We start from the raw sequence: 17,773 nt of genomic DNA on the forward strand, positions 1-17,773 counted from the left end.
TCTTTAACCGGATATCCGGCTATGGTTACGCTGATACCTGACTAGCCTTGCCATACTGCAATTTATATAAGGTGGACAGCAAAACCGCCTGTACCGTGGCATATACAGAAGCGTACATAACCAAGCCGAGCGTGATATGGGTGTAACCGACAATGAAAAAGATAACATTGCAAACCAGCCCAATCTTGCCGATCTTCACAAGCTCGGGCTCGCCTGAAACCGCCGCCTTCCAATAAGGATAGCTGCCCCCTACATAGAAAATGACATACGCCAGCAAACCGACCGAGCCCAGACTGGCCGCATTGAAGAACAACTCGCCATGAGTATCAGCCGCATCCGCAACCGGAAGACCAACAAAGCCCTGCTCATATAGTGCATGCATCACCGGTGGTAAATCCCGGCCGACGCCAAAAATCGGATGCATCTTGAATATATGCCATGAAGCCAGTGCCATATCCATACGCATGCTTACCGAGCCATCTTTTTTTCCAACAAAAAAGGCATGGTATTCCGATACCGCCAAGTCTATGCGGTATTTGACGATTGCACTGCAGAAGTAAGACAGCACGAGAAGCGCGAACACAAGCAACAAAATACCGGCAAAACTCTTCCAGTTAAAACCAAACACGGTTGTAAACAGGAATAGCGCTGCAACGACACCCGCAGCCCAAACCCCGCGCGACTCCGAAAAATACAGAACCAAGTATGTAGTTGCAATCACGACAATCGAGGCAACCCGATTCCAGCCACCAAGACTATATGAATAGAGGAAGAAAATCGTGCCAAACAACAAGCAGAATGCAGAATACGGAATAGTATTCGTAAATGCTGTCGCAATGCGCAGATCACCGCCATGGGTCATATTCCAATAGCCGAATATCAGCATCAAGAACACGGCAGCGGCAAAAATCCACCGTGCCGATTTCAGATCGAATCTGGCGCTATGGCACATCGCTACGAATAACGGAATAGCCAGCATGGTTCTGGAGGCTGAATCCGCGAAACGAAATCGAGGATCGCCGGAAATCAGCTCTCTACAAATAATCGCCAAGCCAAGAATAGACATGGCGAAAATCCAGGGCCTATACAAATCCCAGCATATCTTGAAATAGTTTTTCCTGAAAGAAAGGGCTATGCCAATCAAGGAAAGCAAGCAAGCCACTATCGTAGCGCTACCCCTCCAGACAAAACCCAATGCGATGACAATAAATGTCAATCCCCAAACAAGCCAATCATAACGTAAGTCGCGCTGACGCTCTATTGCCATATCAATCATCTCACCGCCCTCTTTAAAAGGAAAAATGGCCGTAAAGCCCATGGTGCCAACGAATAGAAGAACATCCTGATTTTAAAGCTCAAAGCGACTCCTGGTGCATCTACCAAATATTTAAACCTGCCCATCCAACCTGCTTGCTTTCTTAACATAAACTCAATCAGACACTCTTTTTGATAGAGATTCACCAGATACGTCAGCAGTGCCGGCGTGGCATGCTTATTCCCAGCGACTTCTATCATATGCAACAACTCGATTTTGGTATTATCCAGCTTTTTAACAAATGCCGAGACAACAGCTTCAACAGTCAAGTGTCGCTTCTTATATGTCGTGCCCCCCCGCCTATACAACACCAACGGTTCAGGAATTGTCACAGCCCCACCGGCCCCAAACGCCCTAAAAGCCATGACCATGTCCTCAGCCACCACGCCTCGCGGTATGCCGGAAAATTCATCATATAGCCGCCGCGTCCATGCCTGAGCTGCTCCGATCAAAACCGGATGCCCCTGAAGCCAAGCATCCACGCTATTATAGTTCGCAAGGTCGTCAACCTTGATCACCCCATGCACATTACCAGCCGAATCCAAATCCTGCAGATAAGAAGCCAGCAAGTCGGGCTTTCGGCCATGCGCAAGCCAACAAGCCACTAATGATGAGACTCGTTGCGGCAACGAAATGTCATCGCCAGCGGTAACGACAAATAGCTCGCCTGAAGCATGAGATACCGCAACATTCAGATTAGCGCCGATTCCGACGTTGGATATATTGCAATTCAAAATCAGCTTATGCGGCCCCTGGTAGTTATCGCAATACGCCGATACAATATCAAAAGTTGAATCACTCGAACAATCGTCCGAAACAACAATTTCCAGATTGGCATAATCCTGAGAAAGCGCGCCTTTTAGCGCATCTAAAACATAATGCTCTTGATTATAGGTAATCAGGAGCATGGAAACTTTTGGCAGTGATTCCATCAGTTACTCCAACAATGCCAGCAAATCCAGCACATGATCTTCCAATGAATAAGGATAATGAATAGACTGGGATGCCAAGGAGGCCGGGTCTCTTTCCAAGTGCTTAGCCTGCCTGACCACTCGCTCCAGGCATGTCCTCAATGCCGCCGCATCCCGTTTGAAGACATGACAGCCTGGCTCGGACAATATTTCCGTCGCACCTACCGTATCGGCAAATAAAACGGGGGTGCCGCACAAAATTGATTCTGGGCCCACCATGCCAAATGCTTCATATTTTGAGGCCAGGATCGTCGCATCCGCCGCCGCATACAACGGGGGCATTTCATCGCAGAACCCTGCGTTGATAACCTTATCGCTTTTCAGCGGCGCTTTTCCCGCCGCTACCAACACAACATCTTCATCCATGCGACCAATCGCATCCAGGATGATGTCTGCGCCCTTCAAATCATGATTATTTGATGGAAACAAGAGCATGAACTGGTTTGGTCTGATACCAAGCTTCTGTCTAACCTCTTCGCGATTGGCCCTGGCATCCAATGAAAACTTGTGGGTGTCTACGGGAGGATATAAGACTTTTATTTTGGCCTCATCAATACCATAATATTTCTGGATTTCCTTCCCCACTCTCCCAGAATGAGAAACGATAGTCGATGCGCCAGCATAAAACCTGGTCTCATTCGCGATGGTCAATCTGTCATAAATACCAACACTGGATTTACCCTTGTCATTCAGGTGACCGATATGCGTACCACCCACAATCGCCAAGTCGACATCACCGAACACCCTTGATATGCCAATGGTTTTCCAGCCAGTTCGACAAGACCTCAGAGCCATACGTTCAAACAATATGTTATTTAGCCTGGAGAACGGTGTTCTATTTGGGAAAACCACGAAATCAAGGCCATTCGGGGGATCGGGCCAATTCACAACTCGCGCGATGACCTTTACCGGAATACCCCTGCGGCACAACTCCGCTATCACATCCATCACATAGCGTTCCATTCCACCGCCCTGGCGAATGGAGTGAAAGATAAAATTGATGCCAGAAATATCACTCATTCCGATTTTCCATTCGACAGCCAACCAGGATCAATATCCAATGAGGAAATACCTTTCAAGGCCTTGACATGCTCGCTGCGGATTGACGCCTCGAATCTTCTCCAGTTTTCACCCTCAAAACTTCTATCATTTTCCTTATGCCAGAGATGCAGAACCGGCATGGCGAAACGGCCATTCTTGATGCCCACTCCATTGCGAATCAAGCGAACAGCGAAGTCCGAATCCTCATAGCCCCAGCCGGAAAATGTGGCATCAAATCCATCTACCATCAAATAATCTTCGCGCCAAACACCGATATTGCAACCACGCAGCAATTTCCAACTATCTTTTCTTTTCTTGCGCCACTTTGGCAAATCAAGCCGCAACCAACCCAAAAAATTGTTGATATTTTTCCTCAGCCGATGAGCAAGCCAGGAAAATCCCGTCCAATTGGATACCGGACGGCATTCACCGGAAACATAGCTCAGGGTAAATCTTTCGGACATCAATACCCTATTGCCGGCGACCACCCAGCCGCGTTCGGCAAGCTTGGCGTGCTGAAACAGGAAGTCCGACTGTGGGATGCAATCCCCGTCCAGGAATATCAGATAATCACCCCGCGCCTGCAGCGCCGCCCGGTTCCGAATCTCCGCCAATCGGAATCCCAAGTCCTCATGCCAAACATGCTGGAGCCGATCATGGAAAATCTTCTGATGGGCCTTCACCACCGCTTGGGTTGCAGGACCGGAGCCATCGTCGGCAACAATGATTTCCCAATCACCGGCAAGCATGCCCGATTGGTGGTGAAAACCAGACAATACTGCATCAAGCGCATCAGGCCGATTATAGGTACTGATCAAAACTGTTATTTTCATTCATCAAACCAGCCATATGAATTCAGACAGCAGATGCCTTGGAAACCTGCCGTAGCCGAAATAGCCTTGTGGCGAACACGGACACATCAGACCTTTCCGCTCCTTCTCAGCTCCAAAGCATGGGCATACTTCAGATAAGAACCGATGCCTTTGCACATCGACAAGGTCAAGCCATCCAAACCGGCCAGAAATCCCAGCTTGATCACATAGTGGCGGAAAAAAGCCCAGCCGCCATGCAGCGCCGGATGCCAGGGATAGATTTTCTTGCCGCTTTTAGCCAGGCCCACTGAAAGCCATTCGGCATACTTGCATTTTGCGATCATGTCCGGATAATTCCGGTACGAATAATGCGTAATATGAACCGCTACCTTCGTCGAAGTCGCCGCCTTGACACAAGTATGCGCGACAACCGGCGTGAAATCGGCCCGGTGGCGATTGAACAACCTCTTCACATAATCGGGGTATTGACCGGCATAAGGCGTGAAGCGGTCGCCAATATAATTGCGGCGACGCGTTTCGACCAGATCCACGCCCAGGGCGTCCAGATCGGTATTCTTCACATAAGCGATGAAATCCGGCTCCAACCTTTCATCGGCATCCAGATTCAGTACCCAGGCATGCCGGCAACGCGGCAAGCCCAGGCTTCGCTGAGGACCATCGCCCAAAAAAGGTTTCTGTACAATGACGGTCGCGCCTTCGGCCTCAGCCAGCGCAATGGTGCCATCGGTGCTACCTGAATCGACAACAACGATGTCATCACAAACCGCTCTCAACGACCGCAGGCAATCGACAATATTGTGCGCTTCATTAAGCGTTATCACCAAACCACTGATAGCCATCCGCATTCTTTCATCTCAGCTGCCAAATTGCAGCAGATATAGCTTTGAATAAATTCCCTGTTTGTCCAGCAGGTCCTGGTGTTTGCCGATCTCGGCGATCTCGCCCTGGTGCATCACTACGATGCGGTCGGCACTTTCTATCGTGGACAGACGGTGAGCAATGACGATCGTCGTCCGGTTTTTCATCAGATTATCCAGCGCCGACTGCACCAGCCGCTCCGACGCGGTATCCAACGCGCTGGTTGCCTCATCCAGAATCAGAATTGGCGCATCCTTCAGAATGGCCCGCGCGATCGCCAGCCGTTGTCGCTGGCCGCCGGACAGGCGAGTGCCGTTTTCGCCGATCAGGGTATCAAGCCCCTGCGGCATCGCCTCGATGAAGTCCAGCGCGTTGGCTGCGCGCGCCGCTTCGCGGATCCCGTCGCGCGTGACATCGCCCAAACGCCCGTAAGCGATGTTCGCGGCGACGGTGTCGTTGAACAACACCACATCCTGGCTGACCAGGGCGATCTGCTCGCGCAGGCTGACTAGGCTGATCTGCGTCAGCGGCACATCGTCCAGCAGTATCTGGCCGGCAGTCGGCTCGTAGAAGCGGGGAATCAGGCTGGCCAACGTGGTTTTCCCACCTCCGCTGGAGCCAACCAGCGCGATGGTTTCGCCAGCGCGGATGTCTAGGTTGATATCACGCAATGCCGGTCGCTCCGCGCCTGGATACTGGAATGACAGCTGCTTGAACCGGAAATTTCCTTTGGTCGAACCCAAACGGATCCGGCCCTCATCCGGCTCCGCACGCTCGTCCAGGAATTTGAACACGCTTTCCGCGGCGGCTAACCCCTTCTGCACCGTCTGACTAATGCTGGTGATGCGCTTGATCGGCGCGAACAGCATCAGCATCGCGGTCAGGAAGGACATGAAATCGCCGGCGGAAAAACTGCCATGCTGCGCCAGCGTGCCAGCGAAATACAGGATCACCGCCAGCGCGCAGGCGATGATCAGCTGGGTGACGCCGGTGCTGGCAGCGCTGGTAGCCCGCTCCTTGACCATATTGTGGCGGATAGACTCCGCCGAGCGGCTGAAGCGCTCGCTCTCGTAGTCCTGGCCGCCGTAAACCTTGACCACGCGCTGGCAGTCTATGCTCTCGCCCAGAATCTGGGTCATTTCGGCCATATCCTGCTGGTTTTTGCGCGACAGACCGCGCAGGCGCTTGCTGACGTAGCGGACACACCAAGCCACGATCGGCATCACCGCCAGGCAGATCAGCGTGAGGCGCCAGTCGGTTATCAGCAGCAAGGCCAGCAGGCCAATCACCGTGATGCCGTCTTTGATCACCACGGTGATCACATTGAAACCGGCCTCGCTGATCTGCGTCACGTCGAACACCACCCGCGAGACGATGCTGCCCGACTGGTTGTTGTCGTAGTAATTGACCGGCAGCCGCACCATGCGGGCGAACATTTCCTGCCTCAGCGTCTGCACCAGATGGCCGGACAGCCAGCTGGAAGTATATTCGTTGATGTAGCTGGTCAGGCCGCGCAGCATGAACAGGCCGACGATGGCCAGCGGCGTCCAGACGATGGCGTGTGGATCGCGGTTGACGAAGCCGCCGTCGATCAGCGGCTTCATCAGCCGGGCGAACATCGGCTCGGTAGCCGCCGCGATGGTCATGGTCAGCATCGACAGGATGAAGACCTTCCAGTAGGGCCGCAGGTACAGCATCACCCGCTTGTAGAGCGCGAAACTGGTTTTGTTATCTAAGAATGACATGGACGAATTCTATCGAAACTGCAGGTTGTGATTCCAATCGCCAATCCGGCTCGCTCGCTGATCTGATGGCATATCGCCGCAGCGTAACAACCGGAGTTCAGGCAAACATGTGCCGGCAGGTTTTTTTGTTAGCAAGCGTGACTCGGGCGGGTTTCGGCCAACAGCGACTCGACCTCGGCCAGCACCTGGGCCACCGCGATCCGCTCGATGCATTCGCTGCGCTCGCCGCCGCCACAACCGGCCAGATTGCAGGGTCGACAGGGCAGGTCCAGCGAAACCTGGCGATGCGGCACCCGCCATGGGCCCCACACTTTGTCCCGCGATGGGCCAAACAAGACCACCACCGGCGTTTGCACCGCCGCGGCAAGGTGCATGGGCAGGGAGTCGACGCCGATGAACAATCGCGCCTGCGCGATCAGCGCCGCCAATTGCTTCAACGACAGCTGTCCGCTCAAATCCACCACCGGCCGCCGCACCCCTGCCCGAACCTCGCGGATCATGGCGTTTTCCTCCGCCGACGGCGCGCCGCTCAACACGACCTGCCACTCTTGCTCATGCAAAGCGTTGATCAGGCCGGCCACCTTGTCCGCCGGCCAGCATTTGTAGAACCAGCGCGACCCCGGGTGAACCAGGATGAAACGGCCCGCCGCGACGCCATTGGCTTGCAGCAAGGCGCTCACGCTTTGCTCGGCTTCGGCGCCGGGCACCACCGAAAGGGCGGTTTCCGCTTCCTTGGGATAAATTCCCAGCCGTCGCAGCGCGTCGAGATGCCATTCGACGATATGGCGCTTGTTACCCAGCACCAGACCATGGCGGTGGGTGAAAGTTTTCCGGAAAAAGCGCCCGCGATCGGGGACGTCCGGCACCACCGACCAGCGCGGCTTCAGCAGCCTCACCAACGAGGTAGCGCGATTATTGTCGTTGAGCACCACGATCAACTGGTAGCCCCGCGCCTTCAGGCTCGAATACAGCGCCAGCTCATGGCGCAGCCGCGCCCAGGCGCCCAGCTTCTTCCAGCCGCGGTCTATGGTGAAGACATTGGAGATGGCCGGGTGCAGGGTCAGCATTTCCCGGGTTTCATGGTAGACCAGCGCGTCAATCTCGATGTGAGGCGCATGGTTTTTCAGCACGGTGAACACCGGCGAGGTCAGCAGCACGTCGCCGTGGTGCATCAACCTGATCACCAGCGCCCGCCTGACCTGGGATAGATCGATCGCGTCTTTTAGCATAAATAAAAACCGGGCTTAATCGCCCGGCTCTGCATTCAGCAGTTGCAGTAGATCGGCTATTTTATCAGGGTCTTCCGATCTGAGCATGCGCGTCGTGATCGAGGCGATCTCGTCCAGGTGGGTGGTCAGCACCTGTTGCTTCACCGACAGCAGATTGGCCGGATGCATCGAGAACTTGCGCAAGCCCATCCCCAGCAGCAGGCGGGTGAGCTTGGCGTCGCCGGCCATCTCGCCGCACACCGACACCGGCACATTGGCCTTGATGCCGCACTTGATGGTGTGCAGGATCAGCTTCAGCACCGCCGGGTGGATCGGGTCGTACAGGTGGCTGACGGTGTCGTCGTTGCGGTCTATCGCCAGCGTGTACTGGATCAGGTCGTTGGTGCCCACCGACAGGAAGTCGACCAGCTTGGTGAAGCTGCCGGCCACCAGCGCCGCCGACGGGATTTCTATCATCGCGCCCACTTCGATGTCTTCGGCGTAGCCTATGCCCTCGTCGCGCAGCTCCGACTTCGCGTATTCGAACTGCGCCAGCGCCTGCCGCAATTCCGGCAGCGAATTCACCATCGGGAACAGCACGCGTATCCGGCCATAGGCCGAGGCGCGCAGCAGCGCGCGCAGCTGGGCGCGGAACATCAAGGGCTCCGCCAGGCACAGCCGGATGCCGGTCAGGCCGAGCGCCGGGTTGTCGGCCTGGTCGTGGCCCAGCCATTTCGGGCTCTTGTCAGCGCCCAAGTCCATGGTGCGGATGGTCACCGGCATGCCCTTCAGCGCCACCGCCACGTGGCGGTAGGCCTCGAACTGCTCGTCCTCGGTCGGCAGCGTGTCGCGACCCAGAAACAGGAACTCGCTGCGGAACAACCCCACCCCCACCGCGCCGGATTCGCGCACGTCATCGACGTCCTGCGGCCGCTCGATATTGGCCAACAGCTCGATCACCGAGCCGTCGCGAGTGACCGCGCTGGACTTGCGGATCGACGACAGCTTGCGCCGCGCGCCGCGCCAGGCCCGCTGCCGGCGCCGGTATTCGTTCAGCACCAGCGTGTCCGGATTGATGATCACCACGCCCTGCAGGCCGTCGACGATGATCATCTCGTCCTCGCGGATCAGCTCGCGGCCGTGGTGCAGCGCGATCACCGACGGCAGATCCAGGCTGCGGCCCAGGATGGCGGTGTGCGAGGTGGCGCCGCCGACGTCGGTGATGAAGGCGGCGAAGTTGGAATCCTTGAAATACACCATGTCGGCCGGCGACAGGTCGTGCGCCACCAGGATGTGGTCGTCGACCAGGTCTTCCTGCGCCGGCAATTGCGGCGCGTCGCCGTCCAGGTTCTTGAAAATGCGCTCGACCACCTGCAGCACGTCGTTCTTGCGCTCGCGCAGGTAGTCTTCCTCGATGGCGTCGAATTGCTCGATCAGGTGGTCGCACTGCAGCTTCAGCGCCCATTCGGCGTTGCAGTGCTGCTTTTCGATGATTTCGCGCGGCTCGCGCGAGATGGTGACGTCGCCCAGCAGCATGATGTGCAGCGACAGAAAAGCGCCGAGCTCCGCCGGCGCGTTTTCCGGGATGCTGCCCCACAGCATCTCCAGCTCCTTGCGCGTGGCGCGCACGGCTTCGTCGAAACGCGCCTTTTCCGCCGGAATCTCGCCCTCTTCCAGCAAATAGTGCGCAACATCGTCCATGCTGCGCGAAATCAGATGGGCCCGGCCGATGGCGATGCCGCCGCCGATGGCCACCCCGTGCAGGATGATGCTCATTGTCCCCTCCCCTGGCGGGCCGATGTTATTGTCGCTGTGCCCGCCCCATTCCCGCCGCCGACGGCGGCGGGCTCCCTGAACGGCCGGGGAAAGCCGGCCACCCGCTCAGCGCCGCGTCACTCCGCTTCGTCAAAGCGGTTGTTGATCAGCGCGATCAGCGCCTCCAGCGCCTGCTGCTCGTCCTCGCCGCTGATCTCCAATTCCACCTTCGCGCCCTTGGCCGCGGCCAGCATCATCACGCCCATGATGCTCTTGCCGTTGACGCGGCGGTTGTTGCGGGCGATGAAGATATCGCTCTTGTAACGGCTGGCCAGCTGGGTGAATTTGCTGGACGCGCGCGCGTGCAAGCCCAGCTTGTTGATGATTTCGACTTCAGATCGCAGCATTTCCTTCCCCCGGGATAATGTAAAGCACGCCTTCCAGCCCGCCGGTGATCGCCTTGCTGACGACGATCTCCAGCGGCTGGCTGCTGTAGCACAGCGCTCGCACCAGCATCGGCAGACTGGCGCCGGCCACCGCCTCGACCCGGCCTGGGCGGATCAGCCTGCTGGCGATATTGGATGGCGTGCCGCCGTACATATCGGTCAGCACCATCACGCCGTCGCCCTGATCCAGCCCGTCCACCAGGCCCTGCGCTTCTGCCAGCTTGCGTTCCGGGTCTTCGGTCTTGTCCACCACCATCACCGCCAGATTGTCCGGTTCCCGGCCCAGGATGTGCTTGGCGCAATCGGCCAGGCTACGCCCCAGGTCTCCATGTGCAATTATCAGAACACCTACCATGCCTGAGTCTTCGAATTGGTGCGGCCCGGCGCCTGCCGGCCGCGTTATTTGAGCAAAGCTCGAACCGCGCGGGCCCGAATCCGCCCGCGCATCCGCAGATCAATCTTCCTGAATTGTAACAGCTGAATTCTCGCTGCGGCGGTACCAGGCCAGCTTGTCCGCCAATTCCACCACTTCGCCGACGATGATCAGCGCCGGCGAGGCGATGCCGTGCGAGGCCATCAGACCAGGCAGCGTCGATAAAGTGCCGCACACCGTGCGCTGGCGCGCGGTGGTGGCCCACTCCACCGCCGCCGCCGGCGTCGCCGCCGCGCGGCCGTTGGCGATGAAGGCCTGGCATAGCTCGGCCGCCGTCGACACCCCCATGTACACCACCACCGTCTGCTGCGGCCGCGTCAACGCCGGCCAGTCCAGCGCGATGCTGCCGTCCTGCTTGTGGCCGGTGACGAAGGTGACCGACTGCGCGTAGTCGCGGTGGGTCAGCGGAATGCCCGCATAGGCCGCCGCGCCGCTGGCCGAGGTGATGCCGGGCACCACCTCGAAGGCCACGCCGTTTTCCGCCAGCGTGGCGATTTCCTCGCCGCCGCGGCCGAAGGTGAACGGGTCGCCGCCTTTCAGCCGCAGCACCCGCTTGCCCTGCCGGGCCAGGTCCACCATCAGCTGGTTGATGTCGTCCTGCGGCAGCGCGTGGTTGGCGCGCGCCTTGCCGACATAGACGCGCTCGGCGTCACGCCGCACCAGCTGCAGCAGCTCCGGCGCCACCAGCTTGTCGTACAGCACCACGTCGGCCTGCTGCATCAGCCGCAGCGCGCGGAAGGTCAGCAGGTCGGGATTGCCCGGCCCGGCGCCCACCAGGTAAACCGCGCCGACGGTTTCCGGCCCCGCGCCGGCCAGGCGCCGCTCCATTTCCGCCGCCGCCTGCTCCTCGTGTCCGTTCAGCACCGCGTCGGCCAGCGGCCCTTCCAGCGCGTCCTCCCAGAAACGGCGGCGCTGGTCCACATCGGGAAAGCGCTGCTTGCTGCGCTCGCGAAAACCGGCGGCGAAGCGGGCCAGCCGGCCGTAAGCGCCGGGAATCAGGCTTTCCAGCCGCGCCCGCATCATCCGCACCAGCACCGGCACGCCGCCGCCGCTGGCGATGGCTATCATCAGCGGCGAGCGGTCGACGATGGCCGGCGTGATGTAGCGCGAGGCCTCGGCGTCGTCCACCACGTTGACCAGCACTCCCAGCGCCTCGGCATCGCGCGCGACGCGGCGGTTCAGTTCGTCGTCCTCGCTGGCGGCGACGACCAGGCGCTGGCCGCGCAGCTGCTCCGCCGCGTAGGCGCCGGCCAGGTGGGTCAGCTCGCCGCGGCCGGCCATTTCGGCCAGCTCCGGCGCCAATGCCGGCGCCGCCACCTGCAGCCGCGCGCCGGCCGCCGCCAGCAGCCGCGCCTTGCGCAGGGCGGCCTCGCCGCCGCCCACCACCAGACAGGGCTGCTGTTGCAACTTGAGGAAAATCGGGAAGAAATCCATTCAGCACTCCGCGCCGCGCGGCCGTCCGGCGGCCGCGGCAGCCATTTCGCTTGCCAGGGCGGAACCCTCCGCCTTTTCGTCATCAAGCATACTGTATTTGTTGCATAAATACGACGCTTGGCCGCGGCGGCGCAGAGTCCTGGACGGAACACCGGCTGCTGATGTCAAAATTCCCGCTTTGGTTTGCCGCCTTTCGCCTGGAGCGCTGTTTGACCCGCCGACCCTCCGCCTTGCCCATCCTCCCCTGTCTGCTCCCGCTCCTCGCCCAACCGGCCTGGGCCGCGGCCGGCCATGGCGCGTCGATGAGCCAGGCCGGCTGGCTGCTGGCCATGCTGGTCACCGCGCTCTGGCTGCGGGGCCGCCAGCAACGGCGCAAAGCCCGCGCCACGCTGCAGGACGCCTGCCTGGGGCTCTTGGAGTTCGATCTGGCGCGCCAATACGTGCGCGGCAGCGTCCATACGCTGCAACGGCTGCTGGGCCTGCCGGCGCACACCCGCGGCATGGACTGCGCGCGCTGGCTGACTCTGCTGCACCCCGAAGACCGCCCGCGCTTCGGCGAACTGCTGCGGCAGCCGCCGCAGATGCCGGAAGCCGGCTACGAATTGCGCATCCGCCATTACAGCGGCCACTGGGAATGGCTGGAAATGAGCCTGCAGCCGACCTGGCGCGCCGGCAAGGTCAGCGCGCTGACCGCCATCTGCCGCGTCATCACCGCGCGCAAGCACAGCGAGGCGGCGATGATGCGCCGCGAGCAGCAGTTCCGCACCCTGGTGGAAAACTCGGAAGACATCATCGCCCGCTACGATCTGGAGCTGCACTGCCTGTTCATCAACCGCAGCGTGTCGCGCTTCTCCGACCTGCCGCTGGAAGAACACCTGGGCAAGACCCCGCGCGAGAAAGGCTGGACCGACGAGGCCAGCACCCGCTTCGAAATGGAATGCCGCCAGCTGATCAACAACTGGGAAGCGCGCAGCTTCGAGCTGGAGCTGTACAAGGACCAGCAGCGCCATATCTTCGAAATCCGGCTGTTCCCGGAATTCGACAGCGCCGGCATGCTGAAGACCATCCTGTCGGTGGACCGCGAAGTCACCGCCAGCCGCCAGGGCGAGCGGCTGCTGGCGGAGGAAAACGCGGTGCTGGAAATGATAGCCGGCAACCATCCGCTGCCGCAGACGCTCAACCAGATCTGCCAGATGATGGAATCGCAGCAGCCGCGCGGCCTGTGCAGCATCATGCTGCTGGACGAGGACGGCGCCGCGCTGCGCTTCGCCGCCGGCCTCAGCCTGCCGCCGGCCTACCGCAAGGAGGTGGAGCGCGTCGCCGTCGGCCCCAGCGCCGGTTCCTGCGGCACCGCCGCGCACTGGAAGCGCACCATCGTTGTGGACGACATCCAGGAAAGCCCGCTGTGGGCGCACGCGCGGCACAAAGCGCAGCCCTTCGGCCTGCGCGCCTGCTGGGCCACGCCCATCTTCTCCAGCGACCGCCGCCTGCTGGGCACCTTCGCCACCTATTACCGCGAACCGCGCAGCCCGACGCCGGAAGAGCTGGCCCTGGCCCACCGCAGCACCCACATCATCGCCATCGCGCTGCAGCGCCACGGCCACGAGAAGCAGCTGTTCCGCCTGGCCACCCAGGACAGCCTGACCGAGCTGAGCAACCGCCGCCAGTTCATCGAGCTGGCCGACCGCGAAGTCGAGCGCAGCCGCCGCAACCACGGCCCGCTGACGGTGCTGATGATGGATCTGGACCATTTCAAGGACATCAACGACCTGCACGGCCACGCGCTGGGCGACGACGTGATCCGCCACTTCGCCCAACTGTGCCGCGAAGTCCTGCGCGCCAGCGATTTGTGCGGCCGGCTGGGCGGCGAGGAATTCGCCGCGGTGCTGCCCGACACCCGGCTGGAAGACGCCTTGCTGGTGGCGGAACGGCTGCGCGCCGCGGTCGCCGCGTCCCGGCTGCCGACCGACGACGGCGAGCTCGGCTACACCGTCAGCATCGGCGCGGCGATGCGGCTGCCGGCCGAATCGGACATCGACGAAGTGCTCAGCCGCGCCGACAAGCTGCTGTACCAGGCCAAGCGAGCCGGCCGCAACCGCATTTGCGCCGACCTGGACGCGCCGGCGGCGAATGCGCCGCTTTCCGGCTAGAATGGCGGCCTTTCCCACCGAACGCCCCGCCGTGAACCACTGGCACGCCGCCTACCTGTCCCATCCGCTGTACGCGCCGCTGCGGCCGCTGCTCGCCGGCCTGACGCCTAGCGACTGGCCCGAGCAGCCTGACTACGACCGCCTGCTGGCGGCCGCCCGCGCCGCCGGCCGCCCGCTGCCGCCGGCGCTGCGCTTCGTCTGCGGCCTGGAGCCGGATGGCTATTACGAAAGCCATATCGCGGCCACCGGCGAAGTGCCGACCCGGCGGCAAAACTGGCACGACTGGTTCAACGCGCTGGCCTGGCTCGCCTGGCCGCAGGCCAAGTCGGCGCTGAACCGCCGCCACGCGCGCGCTCTCTCGCGCGGCGAAACCCGGCGCGGGCCGCTGCGCGACGCCGCCACCCTGCTCGACGAATGCGGCGTGATCGTGGCGACAGCCGACCCGGAGCTGGGCCGGGCGCTGGACGACATGCGCTGGCGGCGGCTGTTCATCGAGCGGCGCGCCGACTGGGGCCGTAGCATAGCCGCCCACACGCTGGGCCACGCGGTGATGGAGATGGGGTTGACGCCGCACATAGGCTGGTGCGGCAAGGCGCTGATTCTGGAGGTGGCGCCGGACTTCTTCGCGCGCGACGACGCGGCGCGGCAGCGGCTGCTCGATGCGGCGCTGGCGGCGCGGCTGGACGACGACGCCTTCCTCGCCAGCCCCCGCGCGCTGTGCCCGCTGCCGCTGCTGGGCATTCCGGGCTGGTGGCCGGACAACCAAGACCCGGCCTTCTACGACAATACCGGCTACTTCTGCCCGACGCGGCGGGCGAAGTCCGCCACCGTCTCGGCCTGAAGCCCGCCGGTCAGCGGCGCCAGCAGCTCGGCCAGCGCCGTGCCCAGGGCATCGCCGCGCCCAAGGTCGCGGCGGTAGACGAACAGTTCGAACAACTCCGACAACGGGATCGCCGCCGCGCGCTTCATCAGCACCCAGGCGTCGCCCTGTCCCTTTTGCACGTAACCGCGCCGCGCCAGCTTGTCCAGCACCAGGCCCAGCTCGTCGTAACCCACCTTCACCGCCTGCCGCAGCTGCGGCGGCGTCATCGCCTCGCCGCGCGCATGGGCGGCATCCAACAGCAACAGCACCGCCAGCGCGTCCAGGAAACGGCGCTGCGGCTGATTGCGGCGGCGCCAGGCATCGCCCTCCCAGTAGGACAGCGCCGAGGTGAACACCGCGCCGGCCAGCACCACCAGCCACAGGCAATACACCCACAGCAGGAAGATCGGGATGCTGGCGAAGGCGCCGTACACCAGCTGGTAGCTGGCGATCTGGCCGATGTAGAAGCCGAAGCCGGCCTTGGTGGCCTCCAGCAGCACCGAAGTGGCCAGCGCGCCCCAGATCGCGTGCTTGATCGGCACGAAGCGGTTGGGCACGATGCGGTACAGCAGCGACAGCACCAGCGCGGTCAGCACGATGGTGCCGCCCGCCTCCACCAGGCTGGCCAGCAAGGGCAGGTTTTTCTCGAAGCGGGTGACGCGGAACAGCCAGCGCCACGACAGCAGGCTGCCGCCCAGCACCAGCGGCCCCAGCGTCAGCACCGTCCAATACACCATGCCCTGCTGCAGCCACGGCCGGCCGCGGCGCACGCCCCAGATCGCGTTGAAAGTGCGCTCGATGGTGGACATCAGCATCAGCGCGGTGACGCCCAGCATCACGATGCCGGCGGCAGTGAGCTTTTCCGCGTTGTCGGCGAACTGGCGCATGTAGACGGTGATCACCTTGCCGGCGAACTCCGGCACCAGCGTCGACAGCAGCATGATCTTGAAGCGGGTGCTGTAGTCGGAAAACACCGGAAACGCCGAAATCACCGTCAGCGCGATGGTGAACAGCGGCACCAGCGCCAGCAGCGTGGTGAAGGTCAGGCTGCCCGACACCTGCAGCACGCGCAGGCCGCCCATGCGGCGCGCGAGGAAGCGGGCAAAGCCGAAATAGGGTTCGAATCGTTGGACTTGCATGGCCGCAAAGGTAATGGCAAAGCGCCGATGAGGCAAGCCGGCGCGCTTTGCCCTATCATGCGGCGATTATTGATGAATGCGAGGTTTTTCATGCTAGACATCCTGGTGCTGTATTACAGCCAGCACGGCGCCACCCGCGAGCTGGCCCGGCTGATCGCGCGCGGCGTCGACAGCGTGCCCGGCTGCCAGGCGCGGCTGCGCACGGTGCCCAAGGTTTCCACCGTGTGCGAGGCCAGCGAGCCGGCCATCCCGGAAAACGGCGCGCCCTACGTGGAAAAGCAGGATCTGATCGACTGCGCCGGCCTGGCGCTGGGCAGCCCCACCCGCTTCGGCAATATGGCGGCGGCGATGAAATACTTCCTCGACGGCACCAGCGGCGAATGGATGCAGGGCGCGCTGTCCGGCAAGCCGGCCTGCGTGTTCACCAGTTCGGCGTCGATGCACGGCGGCCAGGAATCCACCTTGTTGACCATGATGATCCCGCTGCTGCATCACGGCATGGTCATCGCCGGCCTGCCCTATTCCGAAACGGCGCTGGCGGCGACGCAAACCGGCGGCACGCCGTATGGCGTCAGCCATGTATCCGGCCTGGACAACCGCCAGGCGATCAGCGAGCACGAAAAGGCGCTAGCGCTGGCGCAAGGGAAGCGGCTGGCGGAGTTGGCGGTGAAGTTGGCGGCAAATTGAGGTGCGAGTAAGAAGCAGCCGATCTAAACAAACTGAAAATGAAGTGTGCTCACTTCTTGCCCGTTTTCGTCTTGGCATTAACGAGTGCTGAAGCCGCTAATCCTTTAGTTAATTTGCTTGTTGCTTTGCTTCTCAACGCCTTCGATGCGGCTGAAGCGACGGCTTTTGAAGTCCGAACAGAGTTTTTCTTACCACTCATAGCTTGGCTCCTTACATACCAACCACTACAAAATGTGCAAAAAATTAACCCAACACACTAGATATAGTAACAAAAAGGCCTAACTGCAAATATTCTCTCTTCGGGAGGATGAGACCGCTCCGCGGACAATGTTTGGGTGCCGGTTCCGTCCGGCAAACGGGCCAGGGGCTGTACGGCCAGCCCTGTCGCTGAGCGAATCGAAGATTCGCACGCAGAGGCGATCCCAGGCCGCCCCCGCAGCCCGCGAAGCCCCGACAAACAGACACTGGGCAAGGAGCCGCCGAAACTACATGCGTGCGAATCTTTGACTCGTCCAGCAGTACGCGCTCCCGTCGCGCGGCGTCGAACAAATCGGCGGCTTAAAACCTTGCCCAGCGCCTTTTTGCCGGCGCGCGCCAAAGGGAGAAGGGGCACGTCGCTCACGCTCTACCCCTTGTAGGGCGGAAGCCGCAACGGGGCGTTCCGCCATCTTTCCTTCGCTGAGACTTGTCCAAACGATTAGGGCCGAACCGACGCGCCCCTCCCCCATCAGAGCAAACCGTCTCCAAAGCCACTCCCAAGGTTTTAAGACGCCCTTTGTTTGAGCGGGGCGACGCTAGCGCCCAGCGAGTTGGGCGGCGCCTTGGGAATGGCTTGGGAGACGGGATTTCGCAGCGCTGCTGGGGCGGCCTGGGATTGAAAAGGAGCTGGCCGCGCT

At 61.0% G+C, this 17,773-nt stretch carries 16 protein-coding genes; 3 read left to right on the top strand and 13 right to left on the bottom strand.

Features of this window, described 5'->3' with window-relative positions:
• Window positions 1-25 precede the first annotated feature (25 nt).
• The 11 genes from MY55_RS06035 to cysG form a co-directional block, all read right to left on the bottom strand.
• Complete coding sequence (locus MY55_RS06035) at window positions 26-1,318, bottom strand: O-antigen ligase family protein (protein ID WP_065202105.1); 1,293 nt, start codon at window positions 1,316-1,318, stop codon at window positions 26-28.
• The gene (locus tag MY55_RS22575; RefSeq protein ID WP_047237136.1) at window positions 1,273-2,247 is read right to left on the bottom strand and encodes a glycosyltransferase; all 975 of its coding nucleotides are present in this window, start codon (window positions 2,245-2,247) and stop codon (window positions 1,273-1,275) included. The genes MY55_RS06035 and MY55_RS22575 overlap by 46 nt, the downstream gene beginning before the upstream one ends.
• 3 nt (window positions 2,248-2,250) lie before the next feature.
• Window positions 2,251-3,306 (bottom strand): glycosyltransferase family 4 protein, encoded by a 1,056-nt coding sequence (locus MY55_RS06040; protein ID WP_043576953.1) that lies wholly within the window; start codon window positions 3,304-3,306, stop codon window positions 2,251-2,253.
• Window positions 3,303-4,160 (bottom strand): glycosyltransferase family 2 protein, encoded by an 858-nt coding sequence (locus tag MY55_RS06045; protein ID WP_065202106.1) that lies wholly within the window; start codon window positions 4,158-4,160, stop codon window positions 3,303-3,305. Before MY55_RS06045 ends, MY55_RS06040 begins: the two co-directional genes overlap by 4 nt.
• A gap of 86 nt (window positions 4,161-4,246) precedes the next feature.
• Window positions 4,247-4,999 carry a glycosyltransferase family 2 protein gene (locus tag MY55_RS06050; protein ID WP_043576946.1) on the bottom strand — a complete coding sequence of 251 codons (753 nt, stop codon included), beginning with the start codon at window positions 4,997-4,999 and terminating at the stop codon, window positions 4,247-4,249.
• Between the two features lie 15 nt (window positions 5,000-5,014).
• Window positions 5,015-6,763, bottom strand: coding sequence for a lipid A export permease/ATP-binding protein MsbA (gene msbA, locus MY55_RS06055; protein WP_043576942.1), 1,749 nt, complete (start codon window positions 6,761-6,763; stop codon window positions 5,015-5,017).
• Window positions 6,764-6,891: 128 nt separating this feature from the next.
• A complete protein-coding gene (gene rfaQ / locus MY55_RS06060; protein WP_230623393.1) occupies window positions 6,892-7,947 on the bottom strand; it encodes a putative lipopolysaccharide heptosyltransferase III in 1,056 nt (351 codons plus the stop codon).
• A 60-nt stretch (window positions 7,948-8,007) separates the two neighbouring features.
• Window positions 8,008-9,747 carry a phosphoenolpyruvate--protein phosphotransferase gene (ptsP, locus tag MY55_RS06065; protein WP_047243886.1) on the bottom strand — a complete coding sequence of 580 codons (1,740 nt, stop codon included), beginning with the start codon at window positions 9,745-9,747 and terminating at the stop codon, window positions 8,008-8,010.
• 116 nt (window positions 9,748-9,863) lie between these two features.
• Window positions 9,864-10,133, bottom strand: coding sequence for an HPr family phosphocarrier protein (locus MY55_RS06070; RefSeq protein ID WP_043576934.1), 270 nt, complete (start codon window positions 10,131-10,133; stop codon window positions 9,864-9,866).
• Window positions 10,120-10,527, bottom strand: coding sequence for a PTS sugar transporter subunit IIA (locus tag MY55_RS06075; RefSeq protein WP_043576932.1), 408 nt, complete (start codon window positions 10,525-10,527; stop codon window positions 10,120-10,122). The genes MY55_RS06070 and MY55_RS06075 overlap by 14 nt, the downstream gene beginning before the upstream one ends.
• 99 nt (window positions 10,528-10,626) lie before the next feature.
• Window positions 10,627-12,039, bottom strand: coding sequence for a siroheme synthase CysG (gene cysG, locus MY55_RS06080; RefSeq protein ID WP_043576929.1), 1,413 nt, complete (start codon window positions 12,037-12,039; stop codon window positions 10,627-10,629).
• 209 nt (window positions 12,040-12,248) lie between these two features.
• Between cysG and MY55_RS06085 the strand changes: the two genes are divergently transcribed.
• Together MY55_RS06085 and MY55_RS06090 are read left to right on the top strand one after the other, a co-directional pair.
• Entirely contained in the window at window positions 12,249-14,189 is a 1,941-nt protein-coding gene (locus MY55_RS06085) for a bifunctional diguanylate cyclase/phosphodiesterase (RefSeq protein WP_167595290.1), read from the top strand.
• Between the two features lie 31 nt (window positions 14,190-14,220).
• Window positions 14,221-15,030 carry a DUF3025 domain-containing protein gene (locus tag MY55_RS06090; RefSeq protein ID WP_099049615.1) on the top strand — a complete coding sequence of 270 codons (810 nt, stop codon included), beginning with the start codon at window positions 14,221-14,223 and terminating at the stop codon, window positions 15,028-15,030.
• Here the strand turns inward: MY55_RS06090 and MY55_RS06095 are convergent.
• Complete coding sequence (locus MY55_RS06095; protein WP_065202109.1) at window positions 14,982-16,190, bottom strand: YihY family inner membrane protein; 1,209 nt, start codon at window positions 16,188-16,190, stop codon at window positions 14,982-14,984. The genes MY55_RS06090 and MY55_RS06095 overlap by 49 nt on opposite strands.
• 90 nt (window positions 16,191-16,280) lie before the next feature.
• Here MY55_RS06095 and wrbA point away from each other — a divergent pair, with 90 nt between their 5' ends.
• Window positions 16,281-16,877, top strand: a complete 597-nt coding sequence (wrbA, locus tag MY55_RS06100; RefSeq protein ID WP_043576922.1) for an NAD(P)H:quinone oxidoreductase — start codon at window positions 16,281-16,283, stop codon at window positions 16,875-16,877.
• Between the two features lie 49 nt (window positions 16,878-16,926).
• Here the strand turns inward: wrbA and MY55_RS23320 are convergent, their stop codons facing one another.
• Complete coding sequence (locus MY55_RS23320; protein ID WP_155294748.1) at window positions 16,927-17,076, bottom strand: hypothetical protein; 150 nt, start codon at window positions 17,074-17,076, stop codon at window positions 16,927-16,929.
• Between the last annotated feature and the right edge of the window lie 697 nt (window positions 17,077-17,773).

The sequence above is a fragment of the Chromobacterium subtsugae genome, from assembly GCF_001676875.1.
Classification (GTDB): Bacteria; Pseudomonadota; Gammaproteobacteria; order Burkholderiales; family Chromobacteriaceae; genus Chromobacterium; species Chromobacterium subtsugae.